Here is a 23,767-nt window from a genome sequence, read left to right as displayed (position 1 = left end):
GACCGGGTGGTACGTCATGGAACAATGGAGGTCATGTCCTCCCTGCCTTCCGAACTGAATGCCCGTGTCGCTGCCGTAGCCGGGATCGACCCCGAGCTGCGCGCCGCGACCAAGCCGCAGTTCGGTCACTTCCAGTCCAACGTAGCGTTGCGGCTGGCGAAGTCCGAGGGCAGGCCCCCTCGCGAGGTGGCGCAGCGGATCGTCGACGAGCTCGAGGTCGGCGATCTGTGCGAGCCGCCGGAGATCGCCGGACCGGGCTTCATCAACTTCCGGCTCCGCAACGAGGTGCTCGCCGGTGCCGCTGAGGCCGTGCTCACCGATCCGCAGGTCGGGATCGTGGCGACCGATGATCCGCAGCGGGTGGTGATCGACTATTCCGCGCCGAATGTGGCCAAGCAGATGCACGTCGGTCACCTGCGCACCACGATCATCGGCGACTGCTTCAACCGGGTGCTGACCGCGACCGGGGACACCGTCATCCCGCAGAACCACATCGGCGACTGGGGCACCCAGTTCGGGATGCTGATCGAGCAGATCCTGGATGAGGGCATCGAGGCGGCCGAGCTCGATCTGGCCGCCGCCGATGCGCTCTACAAGCGGGCCGCGGCGCACTTCAAGACCGATCCGGAGTTCGCGACCCGGGCCCGGGCGCGGGTCGCGATCTTCCAGGGCGGCGATGAGCAGTCGCTGGCGATCTGGCGGCAGTTGCTGGAGATCTCCAAGCAGGGCTTCAACGACGCGTACGCCCGGATGAACGTCTTGTTGACCGACAAGGATCTGGCCGGCGAGTCGACCTACAACGACGACCTGGCCGCGGTCTGCGACGAGCTGGAGGCCAACGGGGTCGCGGTCATCGACAACGGCGCGCTCTGCGTCTTCGTCGACGGCTTCGACGCGCCGCTCATCGTCCGCAAGAGTGACGGCGGTTACGGGTACGCCACCACCGACCTGGCCGCGATCCGGCGCCGGGTGCGCGAGTTGCACGCCGACCGGATCATCTATGTCACCGATGCCCGGCAGTCCGGGCACTTCCGGCAGGTCTTCGCCGCCGCCCGGAAGGCCGGCTGGTTGCCGGACACCGTGCGAGCCGAGCACATCGGTTACGGGATGGTGCTCGGCGAGGACGGCAAGCCGTTGAAGTCCCGCGACGGGTCGGCGGCCAAGCTGGTCGACCTGCTCGATGCCGCCGAGCAGAATGCCGCGCCGGAGATCGCGCTGGCCGCGATCAAGTACGCGGACCTGTCCTCGGGGCTGCAGAAGGACTACGTCTTCGACCCCGTGCGGATGACCAGGACCCAGGGCGACACCGGGCCCTACCTGCAGTACGCCCACTCCCGCTGCTGCTCGATCCTGCGCGAGGCCGCGGCTCGGGGATACCAGGTCGGCCCGATCACCGTGCTCGACGAGCCGGCCGAGCAGCAGCTCGCGCTGAACCTGTCCCGCTTCGGCGAGGTGGTGGCCGAACTGGCGGAAAACCTGCAGCCGCACAAACTGTGCAGCTACCTGTTCGAGCTGGCCAGCGGTTATTCTGTGTTCTACGAGAACTGCCCGGTGCTGAAGTCCGAGGACCCGGTGCGGTCCTCGCGGCTCGGGCTGGTGCAGGCCACCCGCGACGTGCTCGCCCGCGGCCTCGACCTGCTCGGCATCATCGCCCCCGAGCGGATGTGACCGCGTACCTCGAGTAGGGCGCCCCGCGCCCGTGTCGAGAGGTATTCGTCACGCCTCCCGCAGCGCGCGGCGCAGCACCCGCAGGCCCCGGTGGAGTTCCCGGTCCGGTACGCCCAGGCCGAGCGTGATCCCGGCCGGCCCCGCACCGACCCACCGACCGCGGGCGTCGCCGAGGCGTACCCGCTTCGCCAGGCAGGCCGCCCGGACCGCATCGGCACGCTCTCGGTCCAGCGCGATGACCGCCATCGCGCCGACCACCTCGACGCCCGCGATTCCTTCCAGGGCGGCGATCACCCGCTCGGCGTTGGTCTCGATCAGCCGTCGGGAGCGGCGCAGATGCCGTCGCAACCCGCCCTCGGCGAGGTAGCCGGCGACCGCACGCTGGGTGATCGCCGCGACCGGCGGGCCGAGATCGCGGCGGGCCTGCAGCACCGGTTCGACCAGCTCGGGCGGCACGATCAGATACCCGGTGCCGATGTCCGCACCGAGCACCCGGGAGAAGGTGCCCAGATGCACCACCGGGGCATCGGGCAGCATGCCGTGCAGCGTGGCCACCGCGGGGTGGTGCAGGAACTCGGCATCGTAGTCGTCCTCGAGCAACAGGGTGTCGGTGCGGACCGCCCACCGCAGCAGTTCCAACCGCCGGTCGGCCGGCATCGAGTCGCCATGCGGATAGAGATGGTTCGGCGTGAGCACCAGCAGGTCGAGATCCTCCGGCAGCTCGCCGAGGCGTACGCCACCGGTATCGACACCCACCTCGATCAGGTCGGCCTGCTGCCGGCGCAGCGCGTTCCGCAGTCCCGGGAAGCCCGGATTCTCAACCCCCACACGGATTGCGCCGTTCGGCAGCGACAGCATCAGGATGCCGATGCCCTCTCGGGCGCCCGCGGTGACCACCACCCGGCCCGGGTCGACGACCATCCCGCGCTGGATCCGCAGGTGTTCGGCGATCGCTGCGCGCAGCTGTGGTTCACCGGCGGGATCGGGCCGGTGTCGTCCGCCGGTGGGCTGGCTGGCCTGTCGCCAGCAGCGCCGCCAGGACGGGTCGGACAGCGGCGTCCCACCGGGCGGTCCGGGGGTGAGATCGAGGATCGCCGGGTCGTCGGTGGGTGTGTGTGCCGGTGGCAGCGGGTCCGGCTCGGGTGCCCGCTGACCGCTGGGTAGTCGATGGCTGACGATGGTCCGGGAGCGGTCCACCGCGACCAGGTAACCCTCGCCGATCAGCAGATCGTAGGCCGTGGTCACGGTCCCGCGGGAGACCGTGAGGCGGCTCGCCAGCTCCCGGGTCGAGGGCAGCACATCACCGGGGGCGAGGACACCGCGGGCGATCGCACCGCGGATCGCGGCGGTCAGCTGAGCGGGCAACGACCGCGTACCACCCCGCTCCAGGGTGACCGGAAACTCCGCGACCATGCCGCCAGCATAAGCGTACTGGACCAAACAACTTGGTCATATCTGGATCTGGTCTGGTCCAGTCGGCTGCAGCAGGCTGGACGCATGACAACTCTCGAGACCCCCACCGACACCCGTGCCGTCGTCAATCCCGGGTTGGCCCGGATGCTCAAGGGCGGTGTGATCATGGATGTCGTCACCCCGGAGCAGGCGCGGATCGCCGAGCAGGCCGGCGCCGTCGCGGTGATGGCCCTGGAGCGTGTCCCGGCCGACATCCGGGCCCAGGGTGGGGTGGCGCGGATGTCCGCCCCCGAGCTCGTCGAGTCGATCATCGAGACCGTGTCCATCCCGGTGATGGCCAAGGCCCGGATCGGGCATTTCGTCGAGGCCCAGGTGCTGCAGGCACTCGGGGTGGACTACATCGACGAGTCAGAGGTGCTCTCCCCGGCCGACCACGCCAACCACATCGACAAGTCCGGCTTCGAGGTGCCGTTCGTCTGCGGCGCCACCAATCTCGGTGAGGCGCTGCGCCGGATCGCCGAGGGTGCCTCGATGATCCGCTCCAAGGGTGAGGCCGGCACCGGTGACGTGTCCGAGGCGATGCGCCACCTGCGGACCATCAACTCCGAGATCCGCAAGCTCGCCGCCACCAGCGAGGATGAGCTTTTCGTTGCTGCCAAGGAATTGCGGGCACCGCTGGAGCTCGTTCGTCAGGTCGCCCGTGATGGGGCGCTGCCGGTGGTGTGTTTCGTCGCCGGTGGGATCGCCACCCCGGCCGATGCGGCGATGATGATGCAGCTGGGCGCCGACGGCGTGTTCGTCGGTTCCGGCATCTTCAAGTCCGGTGACCCGGAGCGCCGCGCGAAGGCGATCGTGCGCGCCACCGCCCACTTCGACGACCCGCAGGTGATCGCGGATGCCTCCCGCGGCCTCGGTGAGGCGATGGTCGGCATCAACGTAGCCGATCTGCCCGCCCCGCACCGCCTGGCCGAGCGCGGCTGGTGAGGATCGGCGTACTCGCCCTGCAGGGCGCGGTCAGCGAGCATGCGGACCGGCTCGCCTCGCTGGGTGCCGAGGTGGCGTTGGTACGCCGGCCGGAGCAGCTGGCCGATCTCGACGGCCTGGTGCTGCCGGGCGGGGAGTCCACCACGATGGCCCGGCTCTGCGCCCAGGTCGACCTGGTACCGGCGCTGCGGGACCGGATCGCCGACGGCCTGCCGGTGCTGGGCACCTGCGCGGGCCTGGTGATGCTCGCCGACGAGGTGCGCGACGGTGCCGCGCTGCAGGGCTTCGACCGGATCGGTGGATTGCCGGTATCGGTTCGACGCAACGGATTCGGCGGCCAGCTGGCCTCGGCCGAACTGCCCCTGCACTGGTCCGATGGCGGCGCGGGCAGCGGTGTCTTCATCCGGGCACCACGCATCGAGGAGGTCGGTCCGGGTGTCGAGGTGCTGGCCCGCTGGGGCGATGAGGCGGTCGCGGTGCGCCGGGACCGGATCCTGGCGGCCAGCTTCCATCCCGAACTGTCCTCCGATACCCGGTTGCACGAGCTGCTCTGTGAGTTGGCGACCCGGTCGATGGATCGCCTCGCCGGTTGAGCACCAGCTCGCGAAACCCCCCGAACTGCGACGAAACCCCTGCTGCAGCAGGGGTTTCGTCGCATCTTCGGATGTCTCGTGGCGGCCCTACGAACCGGTGCTGGCCAGGCCGCCGGTGCTCTCGGGTTCGAGCGGGGCGTCACCGGCGGTGGCGCTGCCACCCGGATCCTTGCTGTCCCCGACGGGCTCGGCATCGGGGTAGCCACCCAGGCCACCGTCGCTCGGCGGCAGCGGCGCCGTGGTGGGCTCATCGACCGGCGGCTCGGCCACCGGCGGTTCCGCCGGGGGCTGGGTGACCGGCGGGGTGGTGACCGGCGGTTGCAGGGTGGGCGGCGCCACGGTCGGGGTCTCCCGCGGGGTCGCGGTCCGCGTCGGCTTGTCGGTCGGCTTGCCCGTCGGGGTCGGCTTGGCCGTCGGCCTGCCGGTCTCGGTCGGTTTCGCGGTGGGCTTGCCGGTCTCGGTCGGTTTCGCGGTGGGCTTGCCGGTCTCGGTCGGCTTCGCGGTGGGCTTGCCGATCGGGCTCTTGGTCGCCGTGGGCTTGCCGGTCGGCGACTTCGTGGCCGTCGGCTTGCCGGTCGGGGTCTTGGTCGGCTTGGCCGTCGGAGTCTTGGTCGGCTTGCTCGTGGTCTTCGTCGGCTTGGGGCTCGGCTTGGGCTTGTTGCGCGCCACGATCTCCTTCGCCAGCGGCTCCCACTTGGCGTACGCGTCCGGGTAGCCCGACCGCTGCACCGCCTGGGCCGCCTTGGTCAGCGGCATCTTCTCCCAGCCCTTGATGTCCTTCAGCCCGGGGTTGTTGGTGTGCTTGGCGACCCCGAGGAAGGCCTCGGTCGCCAGCACCGGATTGCGGATCTCCTTCACCGTGCCCCAGCCACTGACCGGCCGCTGCTGGAACAACCCCTGCGAGTCCCGGTCGCCGTAGTTCAGGTTCCGCAGCGTGGACTCCTGCATCGCCGTGGCGATCGCGATCTCCATCGCCCGCTCGCTGAACCCGTGCTTCTTGGTGGTCGCGATGATGATCTTCGCGTTCTCGAGCTGTTCCTTGCTCAGATCCTGATACTTCGACGACGGCGCGGAGGCGGCGGTCGCGGTGACCGTCAGGGGCACGGTGATCGCAGGGACGCCCAGCACGGCGCCGATCGCGATCGCGGCCAGCGCCTTGCGGCTCTTCAGCTTGGTCCTGAGGCTCATCGGGGGTTCTCCTGGTGCGTCACGGGGGTTCGGGTGTCCTGCGTTGCCCATCACGCTAGGGAAATGCGAGCCTGCGGAGAACATCGAGAGCGGCGGAAGGTTCCCTCTCGCTCGGGACGGCTGGTTCAGCCGGCGCGCTCGACGAGGAGGGCGATCTGGATCCGGGACTCCAGATCGAGCTTCGCCGACAACCTGGCCAGGTGCGTCTTGACCGTCGCCTCACCGACGTGGAGCCGGTGCGCGATCTGCTTGTTGGACAGGCCCTCCCAGACCAGCCGGGCGATCTCCCGCTCCCGGTCGCTGAGCTGGGCCATCCCGGTCCGCGCCTGTCGCTGCCGCTCGCTGTCCGCACCGGCGAAGTGGTTCAGCAGGTGCCGGGTGCTGCGCGGTGAGAGCACCGCTTCCCCGGAGTGCACGATCCGCACCGCGTCGCGGATCTGCTCCGGACGGGCGTCCTTCAGCAGGAAACCGGCCGCCCCGGCCTCCAGGGCCGCGTACACATATCGGTCCAGGTCGAAGGAGGTGAGTGCGACCACCTGGGGCGGGCGGACGCGGCGCCGCAGCATCGCGGTCGCGGTGACCCCGTCGACCCGCTGCATCCGCAGATCCATCAGCACGACGTCGGGTGCGTGCCGGTCGGCGGCGACCGTCACCTCGTCACCGTCGGTGGCCTCGGCGACGACGGTGATGTCCGGATCCTGTTCGAGAATTCCGCGTACGCCGGCGCGTGCCATCGGGTCGTCGTCGACGAGCAGCACCCGGATCGGTCGAGCCGCGGGTGGGGTGGTCATGCCGCCATTCTAGGAAGCTGGCCCCGGTGTCGCCGGGTCGTCCACCGCGGCCCAGGGCAGTTGCACCGACACCTCGAACCAGCCGTCCGCGGTGGGCCCGACGGTGATCTGGCCGTCCAGTGCCGCGACCCGCTCCTGCATGCCGATCAGCCCCGACCCCGAACCCGGCAGCCCCGACGGGGCACCGGTCAGTGGATTGCGGATCCGCAGCAGCACCCCACTGCCCGGAGCCGCCCGCAGATCCAGTCCGACCGAACTCCCAGGGGCATGCTTGACGACATTCGTCAGGGCCTCCTGGACGATCCGGAAGACGGCCCGGTTGAGCAGCGCACCGGCCTGCTCCGGGTCGCTGAGCATCACGAAGGCGTTGACCTGGACGCCGGCGGCGATGGTCGAGTCGATCACCTCGGCCACATTGGCCATCCCGTGCAATGGGATCTGCGCCGGTTCGGTGACCGGCCCGGCGCGATGCGGGTCGCGCAGTGCACCGACCAGATCCCGCAGATCCTCCAAGGACCGGTGGGCATTGTCGCGGACCACATGGGCGGCCTCGGTGACCCGCCCGTCGCCGGCCCGGGCGACCTCCTCCAATGCCCCGGAATGCAACGAGACAAGGGAAAGGCGGTGTGCCAGCGCGTCGTGGATCTCGCGGGCCAACCGCTCCCGCTCGGACTGCCGGGCGAGCTCGTCGGTGAGCCCGGCGACATGCTGCTGGGCCTGCTCCAGGTGCGCGTCGGCGCTCTCCAACTCCCGGCGGCTGCGGCGCAACCAGCCCAACATGAAGGTCCCGGCGTACCCGATCACCATCGCCACCACGTCGAAAGCGATCCGAGTCGGCTGATCGACGGTCGGCAACGGAACCCAGGTGCCGTCGGTCAGGGCGTTTCGAATCAACACGATCACGCCGACCACCCCGGCGCCGATCGCTGCGATCCGTCGTTGCCGGGCGGGGCGCCGGGCGATCAACTCGCTCATCCCGAGGAACATCAACAGCGGATCGAGCTGCAGCACCAGCGCGATCCCTGCGCCCATCCCCCAGAGCACCCAGGGACGAGTCCGGCGCCAGAAGATGGAGATCTCGAGCAGGAAAGCGACGAAGAACGCCAGGATGCCGAGGTTGCTGATCGATGGGCCACCGTTGGGCATCGGCGGTCCGCCGAGATAGGGCGGCACTTCGAGGACGGCCATCACGCTGACGACCACCATCACCACGAATGCCAGGATCGACGCCAGGACAGACAGCACGCGGCGTGACCAATGCCTGGTGCCGCTGCGGGAGGGGGTGGACATGTCCTGAGCCTAGGGCGGGGGACCGACATCGCGCGTCCCCCGATTCGGCGTACGGAACGTCCCGGCTGTCCACCGATCGGGGGACACCGATCGACTCGATCGGGCGACGCGGTCACCGCCGCGGGGCCGGGATCGTTGGGGCATCACCCACCCGGTTCGCCGGCCTACCCACAGGAGTCACGATGTCCCAGCAGCAGCCCCCGCAGCGTCCGCACCAGCAGCACCCCAACTACGCGATGTATCCGCCGCAGGGCCAGCCGCAGCCCGGCCCGGCCGGACCGCCGCCGAAGGCGAAGAAGCCGATCCACAAGCGGGTCTGGTTCTGGCTGTTGCTCGTGCTGGTCGGCATCGTCCTGATCAGCCAGGCCGGCGGGGGCGGTTCCGAATCCGCCGACGGCGAGGGTCAGCCGGCCGGTCAGCCGACCCGAGCCGGGAAGACGACCCCGCCGCCGGCCGGTTTGAACACCCCGGTCAAGGACGAGGATCTGGAGTTCACCGTCACCGGTTTCAAGTGTGGCGTCTCGGTCGAGGACCCGTTGACCAAGATCCAGCCGCAGGGCCAGTTCTGCAAGATGGACCTGTCGGTGAAGAACCTGGGCAGCAAGCAGGAGACGCTGTTGGACAACAACGTGAAGGTGCTCGACGACAAGGGTGCGGAGTACGCCTCCGGCAGCGAGACCTTCATCGTGAAGGACGTCATCGTGCTCAAGCAGATCAATCCCGGGAACACCCTCACCGGCAGCATCTACTACGACGTGCCGGCCGATGTGACCCCCACCAGGGCCAAGGTCCAGGGTTCGATGTTCAGCCGGGGCGGGACGATCGCGCTCGCCTGAGATGCGCCCCCGGTATGTGATCATGGTGCCTTCGAATCCCTCCATCGAACGGCAGATCCATGAGCAACAACCAGTGGGGTACCCCCGGGCCCCAGGGCGGTTTTGGACAGGGACCCGGTCCGCAGGGGCCGGGTCCGCAGGGACCGGGTCCGCAGGGACCCTACGGTCAGCAGCGGCCCGGTCCGATGGGACCGCAGGGGCCGGGTTTCCCGCCGTACGCCGGCGGCCCGGCTCCGCGGCCGAAGAAGAAGGCGACCCCGATCGTGCTGATCGCCCTGATCACCGTTGTCGCGGTGCTCGGTGCGATCATCGGCTTCGCCCTCTGGGCCGCCCGGGACACCCCGCAGAAGGGCGTCGACCGCTACTTCGAGGCGCTCAACGACTCCTATTCCGCCAACCTGGCCGACGTCGTGGTGAACGTCCCGACCGCCGCCGAGCTGAACGCCGCCAAGCAGTACTCCCTCGGCCAGCGGGGCGACTACACCGTGAACAGCGTCAGCACCTCCGGTGACCTGGCGAAGGTCGAATACACGATCGACGGGCGCACCGAGCAGGTGGATCTGCGGATGCGCAAGGTCGACGGGAAGTACAAGGTGGTCGACGGGTTCTCCAAGCTCACCCTGAAGTCCGCCGACGACCTGCCGCTCGCGATCGGCTACGAGAACAGCAGCATGACCGGCAAGGAGGTTCCGGTCTACCCGGGCACCTACGAGATCCGTGGGGTGAGTGGCGGCAAGGGGTTGTCCAGCAGCTACTACGAGTTCAAGGACGGCAACACCGTCACCCTGAAGCCGGGGGAGACGAAATCCGTGGACGTGCAGATCCAGCTGAACGAACGCGGCAAGGAACTGGTCCGCTCCACCGTGGGGTCGGCGTTCAGCCGCTGCACCATCTCCTCGGATCCGGCACCGGCCAACTGCCCGTTCAGCGTGACCGCCCCGGCCGACAAGGGTTCGAACCTCGCCAACTGGAAGCTGGTCGGTGAGCGGAGCCGCTCCGAGGTGGCAGCGAGTGCCGATGTCGCCGCCGGCCAGCCGCTGACCGCGACCTGCGTCACCTTCGAGGCCCAGCTGGACTACGAGTACTACACGGCCGACTACTCCAGCCGCACGGTGCGCGCCCCGCAGTCCAAGTTCACCGGTTGCGCAGACCTCACCCAGTCCCGGTCCACCCCGACGGTGACCTGGAAGTCATGACGCGGAGCTGAACCAGTACGCCGATTCCGAGCGATCGGGACGGTGCACGAGAAGCGGCCCCCGGGATATCCCGGGGGCCGCTGTCGTTCGGCTCGGCTCAGTGACCGAATTCGTCGGAGTCCACCGGCGCCATCCCGGCCGGCGGCTGCAATCCGCTCAGCAGGTCCAGCTCCTCGGTGCTCAGCGCGAAGTCGAAGATCGCCAGATTTTCCTGCTGGCGTTGCGGATTCGCCGACTTGGGCGCCACCGCGCACCCGAGCTGGACGGCCCAGCGGAGCAGCACCTGACCGGGCGTACGCCCGTGCGCCGCGGCCACCTGCTGCACGGTCTGGTCCTGCATCAGGCCGGTGTCGCGGCCCAGCGGGGACCAACCCTCGGTGACGATCCCGTGGGCGGACTGGTACGCCCGCTCCGCCGGCCGGTCGAGCCACGGGTGCAGCTCGATCTGGTTGACCTCCGGGGTGGCACCGGTCTCGGTGATCAACCGGTCGAGGTGCGCGGGCTTGAAGTTGGAGGTGCCGATCGCCCGGGTCAGGCCCTGTTCGCGCAGTCGCAGCATTCCCTGCCAGGCCTGCAGATAGGCGTCCTGGTCGGGGTTCGGCCAGTGGATCAGCAGCAGGTCGACATGGTCCAGACCGAGGCGTTCCAGGTTGCCCGCCAGGCCGGCCGCCGGATCGGAATGCCAACGTCGGTTGAATTTAGTGGTGACGAACAGGTCATCCCGCGGCAACCCGCAGTCGCGGATCGCGCGGCCCACGCCGACCTCGTTGCCGTAGTTCTCGGCGGTGTCGACGTGCCGGTAGCCGATCTCGACCGCGGAGCGGATGGCGGCCTCGACCTCGGTGTCGTCCATCGGCCAGGTGCCGAGCGCCACCTGCGGCATCTCGGCACCACCGGCCAGTCGCATCAACGGTGCGAGCTCGGTCACCGCGATCCCTTCCTCAGTTGATCGTTCCGGGCTTCGCCGCCGGCGAATCCCGCAGCGGATCGGGGTTGTTGGTGCGGTCGACGGCGAGCCAGGCCGCACCGATGATGCCGGCCCGGTTGTGGTGCTTCGCCGGCACGATCGGGGCATTCAGCTTGAGCTTGGGCAGGAACTTCTGGTGGTCCTTGCTGACCCCGCCGCCGATCACGATCAGGTCCGGCCAGAGCAGCTTCTCCACCGTCTCGAAATAGCGCTGCAACCGCGGCACCCACTCCTTGTAGGAGAGGCCGAGCTTGTCCTTCACACCGGAGGAGGCCTGGGTCTCGGCGTCATATCCGTCGATCTCCAGATGGCCCAGCTCGGAGTTCGGCACCAGCACGCCGTTGTAGATGATCGCGGTCCCGATCCCGGTGCCGAGGGTGGCCATCAGCACCAGCCCGGGGTGATCCTTGGCGGCCCCGAAGCGGACCTCGCAGACCCCGGCGGCGTCCGCGTCGTTGACCAGCACCACATCCCGGCCGAGCCGTTCCTCGAACAGCTTCTCGGCCTCGCAGTCGATCCAGGACTTGTCGATGTTCGCCGCCGAGCGGGTGATGCCGTGCATCACCACCGCCGGCACCGTCACCCCGATCGGGCCGTCGCCGATCTGGTCGGCGAACTGCTCGACGATCTCGGCCACCACCTCCGCGACGTTCTTCGGAGTGGATTTCTTCGGCGTATCGATCCGCAATCGGTCGGTCGCGAAGTCACCGGCGGTGAGGTCAACGGGCGCTCCCTTGATGCCCGAGCCGCCGATGTCGATTCCCAGCACTGGTCGATCAGTCACACGATGAGCCTAGTGGCCCGATTGCATCTGTGCCACGGGGTCCGCGTTAGGTTGGCTGGTGCAGGCAGGTGGTTGAAAGGATTTCGATGAACTGGTTGGTGACCGGTGGGGCCGGCTACATCGGGGCGCATGTGGTGCGGGCCTTCGCCGAGGCCGGGATCGGCACGGTCGTGCTCGACGACCTGAGCTCGGGGCGCCGGGATTTCGTGCCGGCCGGCGTACCGATGGTCGAGGGCTCGATCACCGACACCGAACTCGTCGCCAAGACCCTGGCCGAGCACGAGGCGGTCGGGGTGGTGCACATCGCCGGCTTCAAGTACGCCGGGGTCTCGGTGCAGCGACCGGTGCACACCTACACCCAGAACGTCACCGGCACCGCCTCGGTGCTGGAGGCGATGGAGCAGGCCGGCGTACCGCGGCTGGTGTTCTCCTCCTCGGCCGCCGTCTACGGCACCCCCGAGACCGAGCTGGTCACCGAGGACTCGCCGACGCGACCCGAGTCGCCCTATGGCGAGTCGAAGCTGGCCGGGGAGTGGCTGATCGCCGACCAGGGCCGGGCCACCGGACTGGTGCACACCTCGCTGCGCTACTTCAATGTGGTCGGGTCGGGGACCGATGAGGTCTATGACGTCAGCCCGCACAATCTCTTCCCGATCGTCATCGAGGCGTTGCTGGCCGGCCGGACACCGCAGATCTTCGGCACCGACTACGACACCCCGGACGGGACCTGTGTGCGGGACTACGTGCACGTCGCCGACCTGGCCCGCAGCCACGTCGCCGCCGCCCAGGCGCTCGCCGCCGATCGCTCCCTGGATCCGGTCTACAACCTCGGTTCGGGCACCGGGTTGTCGGTACGCCAGATCATGACCGCGATGGCGAAGGGCACCGGGATCGACTTCACCCCCGAGGAGGCGCCGCGCCGCCCCGGCGACCCCGCCCGGATCGTCGCCACCGGGGAGGCCGCCGGCCGCGATCTGGACTGGGCGATGCGCCACGACATCGACGAGATGGTCCGCTCCGCCTGGACCGCGCGGACCGCCCACGCCTGAGCGTGGGGGGCAGGGCCTCCTACGCTCGTCGAGCAGGTCGCGCAGCGACCGTGTCGAGACGTACTGGCTCATCTCGACACGCGATCCATTGCTCCGCTCCGCTGCGCATGGCTCGCTACTCGATGAGCGTGAGGGGCAGGGTCCGTTGCGCATGGCTCGCTACTCGATGAGCGGGTGAGTGTCAGCGTTCGATCGCGCGGGCGTGGGCGGCGCGGGCGAGCTGGTCGTTGACGATGTCGCGGGCCACGGCCGCGTCCAGATGGTGCAGCACCAGGGTGACCGGGCCCGGGGTGGTGTCCAGGTGCACCGAGGCCAACCGCAGCAGGCGTTGCAGCGGGCCCTGGGTGAGGCGTACCGACTGGGTCTTGGCGTGCGGAACCACCTCGCGGCGGTGCTGCAGCCAGCCGGATTCGCCGACCATCACGTGTTCGTTCCAGCCGTAGCGCAGGAAGCGCCAGCCGATCGGCCGCAACCAGGCCGCCCGGCGCGGTACCGAATACAGCTGCACCCACTCGTCCTCGGCACCGGGCAGCAGGTATGCCATCGCGATCCGGGTCTGCGTGGTGCTGGCGACCGGGAGCAGCATGCTGGACGCCGACCGGTTGTTGTCGGCGCCGTCGCTGCCGTAACCGAGCACATCGATGTCCACCCGGTGCAGCCGCAACAGGTGCCGCCACAGCCAGGACTGCTGGATGCGTACCCCCTGGATCCGATCCACCGGTACCGACTGGCTGCTCAGATTGGTCAGCCCCCGGGTGATCCGCAGCGCCCCGCTGCTGGTCCGGGCCAGGGTGTAGTTGAACTGCGCGATCACCCTTCGGCTGATCAGCGAGACCACACCACCGACCAGCGGGATCAACCCGGCCAGTGCGAACGCCCCCGCACCCGCGTACCAGGTGATGACCATCGCCGCGATCAGGCCGAGCACCGAGACCAGGAACTCGGTGGAGGTGACCAGGCCGAGCACCAGCATCGGCGGCTGCAGGCGTACCAGCACCTGGTCCGAGCTGGCCAGATCCTCCAGCGCCCGGGCCTGTGGCTGCTGGCCGGCCGCCTCGACGGTGGTCCGCTGGCCGTGCGCGCGGGCCAGCAGATAGTCGCGCAGTTGGTACGCCTTGGCGCGCTTCAGATAGCGCAGGGTGACCCGGGAATCACTGCCGCCGGCCTCGATCCGCAGCTCGCTGAGGCCGAAGATCCGGGCCCCGAGCGGCTGGATCACATCGACCGACTGGATCCGGTTGAACGGGATCCGCTTGGAGGAACGGTTCAGCCAACCCGTCTCGATCCGCAACTCGTCGCTGTCGATGACGAAGCGGGTGAACCACCAGCCGGCGAAGGCGATCAGGCCGCTGAGCAGCACGATGCCGAGCACGACCGCGATGATCAGCAGGATCGGCAGGGTCTGCGCCCACTCCAGTGCACCGCCGTTTCCGTTGCCGGGCAGGAATTCCCGGCCCACGGCGACGATGATCGCCAGCAGGACCACCCAACCGCGGATCAGCGGGGTCAGCGGATGCGGGCGTTCGGTCGCCTTGACCGCCGGGGTCTGCTCACCGGGCGGGACCACGACGGGATCGGCGGGGTGCTCCGGTGAGGTCACAGTCCCGAGGTCCTCGTCTCACCGAGCTCGGTCAACCGGTCCCGCAGCCGGGCGGCCTCGGCGGGCGGCAATCCGGGGACGGTGGCGTCGGTGGAGGCGGAGGCGGTGACCAGTTTGACCGTGGCCAGCCCGAGCGCGCGTTCGATCGGCCCGGATTCCACCTCGACGACCTGCATCCGGCCGTAGGGGACCGCGGTCAGCCGGCGGAACCAGAGCCCGCGGGTGACATAGAGATCGTCGGCCAGCTCGGCGTACCCCCAGGATCGCCAGAGCGCACCCATCCGCCACCAGCGCCAACTCGTCCAGAGCAGGCCGGCGACCAGGATCGGGACCCAGCAGATCGCCAGCCCGCCGGAGAAGAACCAGCCGGCCCAGGTGGCGATCGCGACCAGCGGCAGCCAACCGATCAGTACGCCGATCCGCAGCAGCGTGCGGTAGCGGGGGGAGAGCCGGCGCCACTGTTCGCTCGGCGGGGCGAACAGCAGGTCGGCCTCAGTGGCCATGGCCACCGCGGCGCTGCCGCTTGCGCTGCCTGCGGGCGATCTTGCGCTGGAAGGACTTGCTGTCCGGTCCGTAGACGTCGATCCCGCCCATCAGGCACAGACCCTTGAGCACGAGGGTCGGACCGTCGGGGTGCGGCCGCAGACCCTTGACATCGGTACCGCCCATGACGCCGATGGTCTCATCCCGCACGTTGACCCCCTCGGGCACCAGCAGGGTCAGCCCGCCCATGATCCAGGCGCCCTCGATCACCGCCTCCGGGGCGTCGAAGGTGGCCTCGGTGAAGTCGAGATCGTTGCCGCCCATCAGCGCGAAGCTGCGGGTCTGGGCGCGCACCTGCCAGGGACCCTCGCGATTCGAACCGCCCATGATGCCGATCATGGTGTCCGGTCGGTCGGCGCCGGCGGAGCGGCGCACCGCGGGGCTCGCCGGGGTGGGCTGGTGCCGCTGCTGCGGCAGCGGGGAGTTGATCGGGACCAGATCACGGGTCAGCGGGATCAGGTCGTCGAAGGTCCTGGCCCGGGTGGCCTGGCCGGTGCGTTCGTCGTGTTCGTCGCGGGTCAACCGGCCTTCGGCGTACGCCGCGGAGAGCAGGTCGAGCACCTGGTTGCGGTCTGCGTCGCTCGCCCGCAGGTCGCCACCGACCGCGGGGCCGACGTCGTCGGGTTCGCGCGGAGTCATGGCAGCAGCCTAGGCCAGATCTCCGACCCGGACCCGGTCCGCGACACGAGGCCCGGGTTCACCCCGGGTAACCCCGGGGCCGCGTACGCTGGGTCCGCCGCGCGGGCGTAGTTCAGTGGCAGAACGGCACCCTTCCCGGGTGCAGACGTGAGTTCGATCCTTGCCGCCCGCTCCACTCGCTCGGGCGTACCGGGCAGCATCCGATCATCGAGTGCACCCCCGGTACGGCCGGAGCCGCACCGGGGGTGCGTGTCGAATGGTCGGTCAGGCCGCCTCGGGCAACGGCTCGACGAGCAGCTGCTGGATGTGCGGTGCCAACGTCGCCACCAGATCGTCGATGCTCACCATCGCCAGGGCCGCGTCGCGCAGCATGTAGCGGTGCCCGGCGGTGCCGGAGAGAACCGCCGCCGCCAGTTCGGCGCGGAGCGCCGACCGGTCCAGGCCCAGATGCTCGGTGAGTGCGGTGAACGCCCGGGTGGCCAGGAACTCCCGGCTCTCGACGAGCCCGTCATCGGTGCAGCTCGAGCGGAACAGCGTGACGAACCGGGACTTCGACTCCGGGTCCTCCCAGACCTCCAGGAAGCAGCGCGCCGCCCGCTCACCGAGCCCCTCGATCGGCCCGTCGATCACCTGTTTCAACAGCCAGTCCGGGTCCGAGAAGGGCGAACCCGCCAGCGCTGCGGCGTACAGGGCCGCGCGCCCGTCGAAATAGTGATGGACCAGCGCGGGATCCACCCCGGCATCGCGGGCGATCGCCCGCAGGGATGCCCCGGCGTACCCCTTGTCTGCAAAGTGCTTCCGAGCAGAATCCAGGATCAATCGCCTGGTGTCATCCTGTGGTCTCGGCCCCCGTGATCTCGTCATAAGTTGGATGCTAACCAGCGCCCGGGTCTGTGTCTGGACAATCGGATGAAGGATCGATCCGTTACCGATCGCGATGCGTCGGTTGGGGGAGATGCGCTAGAGTGTGCTCGCGCCCGTGGCCTCGTGCTTGTGGGCCGCGCGAATGTAGTTCAATGGTAGAACATCAGCTTCCCAAGCTGAGAACGCGGGTTCGATTCCCGTCATTCGCTCCACGCCGGGCTGTGCAGGAGAGGCAGAGATGAGATTCTCCGACTTCTGGCGCAGCGCCTACCACGACAACCGCAGGGGTTTCCGCTTCGTCGTCGGCATGTGCCTGTTCTGGATCGGGCCGGTCTTCTTCATCTGGGCCGGTGTGGCCATGGATCGCCCGTCGATGCTCGGCTGGGGCCTGCTGGCCGGAGCCGGCTGGTTGCTCGCCTGGGCGGTGATGCTGATCCGGCACTTCCGCTCCGCCCCCGGTGAGGTCGCCGACCTCACCCCCACCGTGCCGATGATCGCGCCCGGGCTGATGATGGTGGTCGGGACCTTCGGGGCCTTCGCGAACTTCTCCTGAACCCCTAGGGTCGGGGGATCACTCCTTGGCGTCGCCCCAGCCGTGCCAGCGGTCGATCTCGGCCCGTACCGAGACCCGCTTGCGATCCCGGGTCGGATACTCCTTGCCGGTGTAGTGCTTCGCCAACCGGTCGATGTCGACCAGGTCCGGGTCGTCGACGACCTCGACGACATGGCCCTGGATGCTGACGTGGGTGTACCACTCGCCGTCCTTCATCGCGGTGAGCGCGATCCGGCCGTCGTTCTTCAGGTGCTGCAGCCGGACCCGTTCGGCGTCCAGGTTGAACAGCACCCGGCCGTCGTCCTCGATCAGATACCAGGTCGCCACGCTGACCGGCTGGCCGTCGGATCGGACGGTGGCCATCACCGCGGGATTGGGTTCGCGCAGCAGATCCATCACCTTGCCGGTGGGTGCACCTTTGGACATTGCTCCTCCTGGTCATGCGTCGGTTCGCGACAGCAGTCTGTCACCGCGGTCTCTAGGCTGAACGCATGCCGACCCCAGATTTCATCCTTCGGTTGCGGGAAAAGATCGGTACCGAACTGCTCTGGCTGCCCGGGGTGACCGCGGTCGTCATCGATCGGAGTACGCCGCAACCGCGGGTGCTCTGCGTGCGCCGCGCCGACAACGGGCAGTGGACGCCGGTCACCGGGATCGTCGATCCGGGGGAGCCGCCGGCGGTCGCGGCCGAACGGGAGGTGCTCGAGGAGGCCGGGATCACCGCGGTCTGCGAGTGGCTGGTCTCGGTCGAGGTGGTCGGCCCGGTCACCTATGACAACGGGGATCGCAGTCAGTTCGTCGACCACTGCTTCGCGCTGCGATACCTGGCCGGTGAACCCCATCCGGCCGACGGTGAGAACACCGAGGCCGGCTGGTTCCCACCGGATGCGCTGCCGCCGATGAACGAACGCTTCCAGCGCGCGGTCCAGCAGGCGCTCGCCGAGCCCGGTCCGGCCCGGTTCACCCGCTGACGGGGCCGGTGCCGTCGCGCCAGCGCCGGTAGGCCTCCGGCAGGCAGACCGCGCAGGGTCGGTAGCCGGCCGCCACCGCGGCGTCCTCGTCGGCGAAGAAGACGCGATATCGGGCGTACGGCCCGCCGCGCGCCAGGGCACGCAACGCGCCCGGGCAGTCCAGCCGGCCGTAGATCCTGCTGCGCCGATGGCCGCCGAGCGTGCCCGGCACCGCCGAGGCGTACGCCGTGCCGTCCAGGCCGAGCAGCCGATAGGTCACGCCGACGCCGCGGGAGCCTTCGCCAACCGGATCACCGTGCCGATCACACCGAGCGCCGCGAAGAGCAGGAAGATCACCAGGTCCGCGAGATAAGCGCCCCACAGGTCCGGCCGGAGCAGATTGACCAGCACGAACTCGGCCCGGCTCATCCCGCTGGCGGCACCGTATTCCGGGTAGGCGGTCCAGATGTCGGTCGCCACGATCGACACCAGACTGGCGGCGACACCGACCAGGATGACCCCGATCAGCGCCGGCGCACCACGCCGGGCCTGCGTCCCGGCACCGCGGGCATAGAGCCAGACCGCGAGCCCGGCGAGCAGGAACGGGATGAGCGAGGCGATGAACCCCAGCTTCCACAGCATCACGGTCGCCACCACCCCCGCCGGGATGGCGACCAGGGAGAACGCCAACCCGCGGCCGACGCGCTCCACCGGTGCCTCGACGCTCAGATCGGGAGGCGACTGGGGTGCACCGGGATAGACCGGAGCCGGCGGGTACGACGGGTTCGGTTGGTAGGTCTGACCCGGCTGGTACGCGGGATTCTGCGGGTACGCAGGATTCGGCGACACCGGCTGCCCGGAAGGATTCGGAGGGACCATCTCTGGTCCGCGGGGTTCGGTGGGCATGCTCATGGGTGGCCTTTCCTGGCTGATCTGGGCACATCGTGCCCTCCGGTGGATCGCGGCGCCAGCGTTGTTATCGGATCGCCACCAAAGTCGGTGGTGACGCTGGACACCCTCTCCCGGCGTCCGGGGCACCTGTGGTTCATTGGTCCCGAGGACAGCACGCGAGAGAGGGCCACCCATGAGTGAGAACAGTCAGGCACCGACCGAGGCCGAACTGGCGGCCGGTCGGGAGGCGTATGAACTCGATCGCGCCCACGTCTTCCATTCCTGGCAGGTCCAGGAGACCTTCAAACCGCTCACCGTGGTGAAGGCGGACGGGTCGCTGGTCTGGGACGGGGAGGGCAATGAGCTGATCGACCTGTCCGCGCAGCTGGTGTTCACCAACCTCGGTTTCCAGCACCCCAAGGTGGTGCAGGCGATCGTCGACCAGGCGCAGACGCTGGTCACCCTCGCCCCACAGCACGTCAACGATGCCCGCTCCGAGGCCGCTCGGTTGATCACCGAACTGGCACCCGAGGGGCTCGAGCACGTCTTCTTCACCAATGGCGGTGCGGACGCCAACGAGCACGCGGTCCGGATGGCGCGGTTGCACACCGGCCGCCGCAAGGTGCTCAGCGCCTACCGCTCCTACCACGGCGGTACCGATCTGGCGATCAACGTCACCGGTGACCCGCGCCGGATCGCCAACGACAACGGCGATGCCGGCACCGTGCACTTCTTCACCCCGTTCCTGTATCGCAGCTATTTCAACGCCAGCAGCGAATCCGAGGAATGCGAGCGAGCCCTCACGCACCTGGAGAACGTGATCAAACTGGAGGGCCCGTCGACGATCGCGGCGATCATCCTGGAGACCATTCCCGGAACCGCCGGCATCATGGTGCCGCCACCGGGCTATCTGGCCGGGGTTCGCGAACTCTGCAACGAATACGGGCTGATGTACATCGCCGATGAGGTGATGGCCGGTTTCGGGCGGACCGGGAACTGGTTCGCCATCGACCGCGAGGGCGTCACCCCGGATCTGATCACCTTCGCCAAGGGGGTGAACTCCGGTTACGTGCCGCTCGGCGGGGTGATCATGTCCAATGACATCTACCAGACCTTCGGCACCCGCAATTATCCCGGCGGGCTCACCTATTCCGGGCATCCGCTGGCCTGCGCCGCCGCGGTCGCCACCATCAACGCGATGGCCGAGGAGAAGGTCGTCGAGAACGCCGCGCGGCTCGGTGAGGAGATCATCTGGCCCAAACTGCTCGAACTGTCCGAGAAGCATCCCGCGGTCGGCGAGGTCCGCGGGGTCGGCGCGTTCTGGGCGATCGAGCTGGTCAGCAACCGCGAGACCAGGGAACCCCTTGCCCCGTACGGTTCCTCGAGCCCGGCGATGAACGACGTCGTCGCCGCCGTGCTCAAGGGCGGGGTGCTGCCGTTCTCGAACTTCAACCGGATCCATGTGGTACCGGCGCTGAACATCCCCGACGACCAACTGCGCCGCGGCCTGGACATCATCGACGAGGCCCTCGACGTCGCCGACCAGCACTACCAGGGCTGACCCCACGTTCATCTCGACACGTGTCCCGGCTCCGCTTCGCTGCGCCGGGTCACTACTCGATGAACGGGGTGATCGCCAGCGAGTCGAAACCACGTTCCTCGAGTAGCTCGCGCGGCGAGCGTGTCGAGAGGAACTCCGTTGCTGCCGCTCCGCTTCGCCGGGTCACTACTCGATGAACGTGGCGATTTCCTTGGCGATCTCCAGGGAGGCGGTCGCGGCGGGGGAGGGGGCGTTCAGCACATGCAACTGGCGCGGGCCCTCGACGAGCGCGAAGTCGTCCACCAGGGTGCCGTCCGCGCGCAGCGCCTGGGCGCGTACCCCGGCCGGTGCCGGGACCAGTGCGTCGTCGCCCAGCTCGGGTACCAGCTCGCGCAGGCTGGCCAGGAATCGCTGCTGGGACAGCGATCGCGCGACCTCGCCGATCCCGGTACGCCAGAAGCGGCGGCCCAGTCGCCACAGACCCGGCCAGCTCACCGACTCCGCCAGCTCACCGGGCACCACGTCCCGCCAGCGATACCCCTCGCGGGCCAGCGCCAGCACCGCATTCGGCCCGGCGTGCACACCGCCGTCGATCATCCGGGTGAGATGCACACCGAGGAAGGGAAGCGTGGGATCGGGTACCGGATAGATCAGCCCGCGCACCAGGTGTCGCTGCGACGCGGTCAGCTCGAAATACTCACCACGGAAGGGAATGATCCGCAAGCCCGGCTCCACCCCGGCCAGTCGGGCGATCCGATCGGCCTGCAGGCCCGCACAGTTCACCAGCGCGTCGCCGCGCAGGTCGAGGCCACCGGCGCGAACCCGGACACCGCGCTCGTCGGTGACGATGCCGGTGACCGGTGCGTCGAGCCAGATCTCCCCGCCCAGGCCCACGATCTCATCGGCGAGCGCCCGGCAGATCCCCGGATAGTCGACGATGCCGGTGGAATCGACGCGCAGTGCCGCCAGGGCCCGGACGTGCGGCTCGTACTCCCGCGCCCGGGCCACATCGATCCGGCGGCAGGGCACGCCGTTGGCGGTCCCGCGGCGCTCCAGTTCGGCCAGCGCCGGCAACTGCTCGGGGCTGGTCGCGACCACCAGCTTGCCGGTCACCTCGACCGCCACGTCGTGGCTGCGGGCGTACTCGACCATCGAGACCGCACCCGCCGTGCAGAGCCGTGCCTTCAACGATCCGGGGCGGTAGTAGAGCCCGGAGTGGATCACCCCGGAGTTGTGTCCGGTCTGGTGCTGCGCGACCCGCGATTCCTTGTCCACCACGACCACCCGGTGACCGCGGTGCAACAACTCGCGCGCCGTGGCCAACCCGATGATGCCGGCACCGACGATCACGACCTGGGACATGGGTCCACACTAGGCTGACCGGGTGCGCAGCCGCAGCGAGCTCCTCGGCACGATCGTGTTGATCGTGTGCTGGGCCGCGACGCTGGCCACCATCAAGATCGCCCTGTGGGGCTTCTCACCCTTTCAGGTCGCCGCGGGCCGCTGCCTGATCGGGGCGCTGCTGCTGTTGCCGGTCGCGATCGCCAGCGGTCGCGGGCCCGGGTTGCGGGACAACTGGTTCAGCTATCTGCTGCTCACTCTGGGCAATGTGGTCGGCTTCACCGGGCTGCAGACCTATGCGCTGCAGAATCTGCCGTCCGGGTTGGTCGCGGTGCTGATCTATCTGCAACCGGTCCTGGTCGCGGTCTTCGCCGCACCGGTGCTCGGCGAACCCCTCGGCCGCGCGAAGCTGATCGGGCTGCTGACCGCCTTCGCCGGCATCGTCGTGGTCAGTGCCGACGCGCTCGGTGGCCGGGTGTCACTGGTCGGGGTGCTCTGCGCGATCGGTTCGGCGGTGGCCTGGACCTTCGGCACGCTCACCTATCGACGCTGTTCCGATCGGGTCGACCCGCGCTGGTCGGTGGCCCTGCCGTTCCTCGTCGGCGGCGCGGTGCTGGCCGGATTGTCCGTGCTGCAAGGCGATCCGCCGATGCGGTGGGGGCTCGTTCCGGTGATCGGGCTGGTCATCTCCGGCGCCGTCGGTACCGGGATCGCCTGGCTGCTCTATTTCTGGCTGGTCAGCACCGGTGGCGCCGGACGGACCACCTCACGAATCTTCTTCGTGCCGATCCTGGCGATCGTGATCGGCGCGGTGGCGCTGCACGAGCGGCTCTCGATCACGGTGCTGCTCGGGGGCGCGCTGGTCGTGGTCGGGGTGTGGCTGGCGAATCGGCGCTCGGTGATCAGCGCGCCTGGCTGAACCGGTGCAGCGCCGCGCTGGCACCCTCGGCGTCGCGCACCCGGTGGAAACCGTCCTGCTCGATCAGGAACTGCAGCGGCAGTGGGGTCTTCTCCCCGAACACGAAGTCGGCTCCCTCGGGACCGGGCGTCGGGCGTGGATTCCCGGCGACCGCCGCGGGCAGGAAACTGTTCACCAGCAGGGTTCCGTCGTCGGTGCGCATCGCGGTCAGCGCGCGGAGCTGGGTGACGGCGTACGCCGCATCGTCCAGTGCCCGGACCCGCAACTCGCGGTGGACCCCGCGGGTCATCAGCGCGATGAATCCCGCGAACACCGCACCCATGATGATCAGCGGCAACGGAAACCCTTCGGTCGGACGGATGGTCCTGATCCCGACAAAGGCGAAGCCGAAGATCACCAGCAGCAGCACGATCCCGCAACCGGCGAAGACGATCGGCCCCCGCTGGCGCTGGATCTCGCTCGTGCGGGCCGGTTCGCACCAGGTGACCCGCTCGCCGGCCAGCAGCACGTCACCGAGCAGCCGCTGCTCCTCCGGTGGTACGCGGCCCATCTGGAGGCCCGGATCGGGTGCCTCGGCATGTCGTTGCGGATCCAGCAGGGCGGCCTCCGCGGCGTCGGCATCGGTGTCGGTCAGCCACAGGAACCCGTGGCGGCGGTAGCTCTTGCGGCTGGAGCTGGAACTGCTCCGGGTGCTCTGGTGGACCTCGACCCGCCAGAGCAGATCGGTCCGACCGCGCTCCTGGACCCGGGTGAGATGGGTCAGGGTCTCCCGGGGTTGTTCGTCCACGATCCGCGTACCGTCGCGGCGCACCTCGGCGACCAGGGCCCGGCGATCGGTGACGGCCTGGAGCTGCGGCGGTGTCCCACCGAAGAGCCGGCGCCCCATCGTCGCCAGCAGCACGAGCAGGCACAGCCCGAAGATGACCGGCCAGGAGCCGGTGAGGCCGCCGAAGGACAGCCCGCCGAAGCTGTTGGCCACCGTGCCCCACAGTCCGGTCAGCAGCCCACTGAGAACGGTGGTCATGAACAGCAGCACGAATGCCCCGCCGACCAGCCCGCCGAAGCTGGGTCGTCGGCGTGGCCGCTGCGTCGACCAGAGCACGGCTTCACCGGGTGCCAACACGGTTCGCAGGAGTTCTTCGGTCTGCAAGGGAGCGCTCCTTTCCTG

General features: G+C 69.2%; 25 protein-coding genes and 2 tRNA genes. 12 read left to right on the top strand and 15 right to left on the bottom strand.

What is annotated here, in order from left to right; translation table 11 throughout:
* Nucleotides 1-33: 33 nt before the first annotated feature.
* Nucleotides 34-1,668 carry an arginine--tRNA ligase gene (gene argS / locus BI335_RS10305; protein ID WP_094430807.1) on the top strand — a complete coding sequence of 545 codons (1,635 nt, stop codon included), beginning with the start codon at nucleotides 34-36 and terminating at the stop codon, nucleotides 1,666-1,668.
* 48 nt (nucleotides 1,669-1,716) lie between these two features.
* Here argS and pdxR read toward each other — a convergent pair whose 3' ends face one another.
* Nucleotides 1,717-3,081: a MocR-like pyridoxine biosynthesis transcription factor PdxR gene (gene pdxR / locus BI335_RS10300; RefSeq protein ID WP_094430742.1), complete on the bottom strand. Its 1,365-nt coding sequence runs from the start codon at nucleotides 3,079-3,081 to the stop codon at nucleotides 1,717-1,719.
* Nucleotides 3,082-3,165: 84 nt separating this feature from the next.
* On the opposite strand from pdxR, the gene pdxS reads away from it, so the two are divergent.
* Both pdxS and pdxT read left to right on the top strand, forming a co-directional pair.
* A complete protein-coding gene (gene pdxS / locus BI335_RS10295; RefSeq protein ID WP_094430740.1) occupies nucleotides 3,166-4,065 on the top strand; it encodes a pyridoxal 5'-phosphate synthase lyase subunit PdxS in 900 nt (299 codons plus the stop codon).
* Nucleotides 4,062-4,658 (top strand): pyridoxal 5'-phosphate synthase glutaminase subunit PdxT, encoded by a 597-nt coding sequence (gene pdxT / locus BI335_RS10290; RefSeq protein ID WP_094430738.1) that lies wholly within the window; start codon nucleotides 4,062-4,064, stop codon nucleotides 4,656-4,658. The genes pdxS and pdxT overlap by 4 nt, the downstream gene beginning before the upstream one ends.
* Before the next feature lie 87 nt (nucleotides 4,659-4,745).
* Here the strand turns inward: pdxT and BI335_RS10285 are convergent, their stop codons facing one another.
* The 3 genes from BI335_RS10285 to BI335_RS10275 all read right to left on the bottom strand — a co-directional run bounded on the left by BI335_RS10285 (nucleotide 4,746) and on the right by BI335_RS10275 (nucleotide 7,927).
* The gene (locus BI335_RS10285; RefSeq protein ID WP_094430736.1) at nucleotides 4,746-5,846 is read right to left on the bottom strand and encodes a hypothetical protein; all 1,101 of its coding nucleotides are present in this window, start codon (nucleotides 5,844-5,846) and stop codon (nucleotides 4,746-4,748) included.
* Nucleotides 5,847-5,971: 125 nt separating this feature from the next.
* Entirely contained in the window at nucleotides 5,972-6,637 is a 666-nt protein-coding gene (locus BI335_RS10280; protein WP_094430733.1) for a response regulator, read from the bottom strand.
* Nucleotides 6,638-6,646: 9 nt separating this feature from the next.
* Nucleotides 6,647-7,927: a sensor histidine kinase gene (locus tag BI335_RS10275; RefSeq protein ID WP_094430730.1), complete on the bottom strand. Its 1,281-nt coding sequence runs from the start codon at nucleotides 7,925-7,927 to the stop codon at nucleotides 6,647-6,649.
* 182 nt (nucleotides 7,928-8,109) lie between these two features.
* On the opposite strand from BI335_RS10275, the gene BI335_RS10270 reads away from it, so the two are divergent.
* A complete protein-coding gene (locus BI335_RS10270; RefSeq protein WP_166646800.1) occupies nucleotides 8,110-8,763 on the top strand; it encodes a DUF4352 domain-containing protein in 654 nt (217 codons plus the stop codon).
* Between the two features lie 59 nt (nucleotides 8,764-8,822).
* The gene (locus BI335_RS21910; protein WP_094430728.1) at nucleotides 8,823-9,959 is read left to right on the top strand and encodes a hypothetical protein; all 1,137 of its coding nucleotides are present in this window, start codon (nucleotides 8,823-8,825) and stop codon (nucleotides 9,957-9,959) included.
* Nucleotides 9,960-10,056: 97 nt separating this feature from the next.
* On the opposite strand, the gene BI335_RS10260 is transcribed toward BI335_RS21910, so the two are convergent.
* Both BI335_RS10260 and ppgK read right to left on the bottom strand, forming a co-directional pair.
* Nucleotides 10,057-10,887, bottom strand: coding sequence for an aldo/keto reductase (locus tag BI335_RS10260; protein WP_229119536.1), 831 nt, complete (start codon nucleotides 10,885-10,887; stop codon nucleotides 10,057-10,059).
* A gap of 13 nt (nucleotides 10,888-10,900) precedes the next feature.
* Nucleotides 10,901-11,710: a polyphosphate--glucose phosphotransferase gene (gene ppgK / locus BI335_RS10255; RefSeq protein ID WP_094356706.1), complete on the bottom strand. Its 810-nt coding sequence runs from the start codon at nucleotides 11,708-11,710 to the stop codon at nucleotides 10,901-10,903.
* Nucleotides 11,711-11,796: 86 nt separating this feature from the next.
* Here ppgK and galE point away from each other — a divergent pair, with 86 nt between their 5' ends.
* The gene (gene galE, locus BI335_RS10250) at nucleotides 11,797-12,759 is read left to right on the top strand and encodes a UDP-glucose 4-epimerase GalE (protein WP_094430726.1); all 963 of its coding nucleotides are present in this window, start codon (nucleotides 11,797-11,799) and stop codon (nucleotides 12,757-12,759) included.
* Nucleotides 12,760-12,940: 181 nt separating this feature from the next.
* Here galE and BI335_RS10245 read toward each other — a convergent pair whose 3' ends face one another.
* The 3 genes from BI335_RS10245 to BI335_RS10235 are packed head-to-tail and all read right to left on the bottom strand — an operon-like array spanning nucleotide 12,941 to nucleotide 15,541.
* Entirely contained in the window at nucleotides 12,941-14,359 is a 1,419-nt protein-coding gene (locus BI335_RS10245) for a PH domain-containing protein (protein WP_094402439.1), read from the bottom strand.
* Nucleotides 14,356-14,862: a PH domain-containing protein gene (locus tag BI335_RS10240; protein WP_094356703.1), complete on the bottom strand. Its 507-nt coding sequence runs from the start codon at nucleotides 14,860-14,862 to the stop codon at nucleotides 14,356-14,358. Before BI335_RS10240 ends, BI335_RS10245 begins: the two co-directional genes overlap by 4 nt.
* Entirely contained in the window at nucleotides 14,852-15,541 is a 690-nt protein-coding gene (locus BI335_RS10235; protein ID WP_094404435.1) for a DUF1707 SHOCT-like domain-containing protein, read from the bottom strand. Before BI335_RS10235 ends, BI335_RS10240 begins: the two co-directional genes overlap by 11 nt.
* Nucleotides 15,542-15,642: 101 nt before the next feature.
* Here BI335_RS10235 and BI335_RS10230 point away from each other — a divergent pair.
* Nucleotides 15,643-15,716, top strand: a tRNA-Gly gene (locus BI335_RS10230).
* A gap of 89 nt (nucleotides 15,717-15,805) precedes the next feature.
* Here the strand turns inward: BI335_RS10230 and BI335_RS10225 are convergent.
* Nucleotides 15,806-16,405, bottom strand: a complete 600-nt coding sequence (locus tag BI335_RS10225; RefSeq protein WP_094356701.1) for a TetR/AcrR family transcriptional regulator — start codon at nucleotides 16,403-16,405, stop codon at nucleotides 15,806-15,808.
* 138 nt (nucleotides 16,406-16,543) lie between these two features.
* Between BI335_RS10225 and BI335_RS10220 the strand changes: the two genes are divergently transcribed.
* A tRNA-Gly gene (locus BI335_RS10220) sits at nucleotides 16,544-16,617 on the top strand.
* Between the two features lie 26 nt (nucleotides 16,618-16,643).
* Complete coding sequence (locus BI335_RS10215) at nucleotides 16,644-16,958, top strand: hypothetical protein (RefSeq protein ID WP_094404436.1); 315 nt, start codon at nucleotides 16,644-16,646, stop codon at nucleotides 16,956-16,958.
* 18 nt (nucleotides 16,959-16,976) lie between these two features.
* Here the strand turns inward: BI335_RS10215 and BI335_RS10210 are convergent, their stop codons facing one another.
* Nucleotides 16,977-17,384 (bottom strand): PPOX class F420-dependent oxidoreductase, encoded by a 408-nt coding sequence (locus tag BI335_RS10210; RefSeq protein WP_094356699.1) that lies wholly within the window; start codon nucleotides 17,382-17,384, stop codon nucleotides 16,977-16,979.
* Between the two features lie 65 nt (nucleotides 17,385-17,449).
* Here BI335_RS10210 and BI335_RS10205 point away from each other — a divergent pair, with 65 nt between their 5' ends.
* Nucleotides 17,450-17,929 carry an NUDIX hydrolase gene (locus BI335_RS10205; protein ID WP_094402448.1) on the top strand — a complete coding sequence of 160 codons (480 nt, stop codon included), beginning with the start codon at nucleotides 17,450-17,452 and terminating at the stop codon, nucleotides 17,927-17,929.
* Here the strand turns inward: BI335_RS10205 and BI335_RS21905 are convergent.
* Nucleotides 17,919-18,188 (bottom strand): Ada metal-binding domain-containing protein, encoded by a 270-nt coding sequence (locus tag BI335_RS21905; protein ID WP_094404437.1) that lies wholly within the window; start codon nucleotides 18,186-18,188, stop codon nucleotides 17,919-17,921. The genes BI335_RS10205 and BI335_RS21905 overlap by 11 nt on opposite strands.
* Complete coding sequence (locus BI335_RS21900; RefSeq protein WP_229117630.1) at nucleotides 18,185-18,757, bottom strand: hypothetical protein; 573 nt, start codon at nucleotides 18,755-18,757, stop codon at nucleotides 18,185-18,187. The genes BI335_RS21905 and BI335_RS21900 overlap by 4 nt, the downstream gene beginning before the upstream one ends.
* 235 nt (nucleotides 18,758-18,992) lie before the next feature.
* Here BI335_RS21900 and BI335_RS10190 point away from each other — a divergent pair, with 235 nt between their 5' ends.
* Complete coding sequence (locus BI335_RS10190) at nucleotides 18,993-20,360, top strand: aspartate aminotransferase family protein (RefSeq protein WP_094404439.1); 1,368 nt, start codon at nucleotides 18,993-18,995, stop codon at nucleotides 20,358-20,360.
* A gap of 165 nt (nucleotides 20,361-20,525) precedes the next feature.
* On the opposite strand, the gene lhgO is transcribed toward BI335_RS10190, so the two are convergent.
* Complete coding sequence (lhgO, locus tag BI335_RS10185; RefSeq protein ID WP_094430724.1) at nucleotides 20,526-21,701, bottom strand: L-2-hydroxyglutarate oxidase; 1,176 nt, start codon at nucleotides 21,699-21,701, stop codon at nucleotides 20,526-20,528.
* Nucleotides 21,702-21,723: 22 nt separating this feature from the next.
* On the opposite strand from lhgO, the gene BI335_RS10180 reads away from it, so the two are divergent.
* Nucleotides 21,724-22,599, top strand: a complete 876-nt coding sequence (locus tag BI335_RS10180; RefSeq protein WP_094404441.1) for a DMT family transporter — start codon at nucleotides 21,724-21,726, stop codon at nucleotides 22,597-22,599.
* On the opposite strand, the gene BI335_RS10175 is transcribed toward BI335_RS10180, so the two are convergent.
* On the bottom strand, nucleotides 22,583-23,749 hold the full coding sequence (locus BI335_RS10175) for a hypothetical protein (RefSeq protein ID WP_094404442.1): 1,167 nt from the start codon (nucleotides 23,747-23,749) through the stop codon (nucleotides 22,583-22,585). The two genes, BI335_RS10180 and BI335_RS10175, sit on opposite strands and share 17 nt — an antisense overlap.
* Nucleotides 23,750-23,767 lie beyond the last annotated feature (18 nt).

The sequence above is a fragment of the Enemella evansiae genome (assembly GCF_002250705.1).
Classification (GTDB): domain Bacteria; phylum Actinomycetota; class Actinomycetes; order Propionibacteriales; family Propionibacteriaceae; genus Enemella; species Enemella evansiae.
The sequence above is the reverse complement of the archived record's forward strand: the minus strand, read 5'-3'. Positions and strand labels throughout refer to the sequence as shown.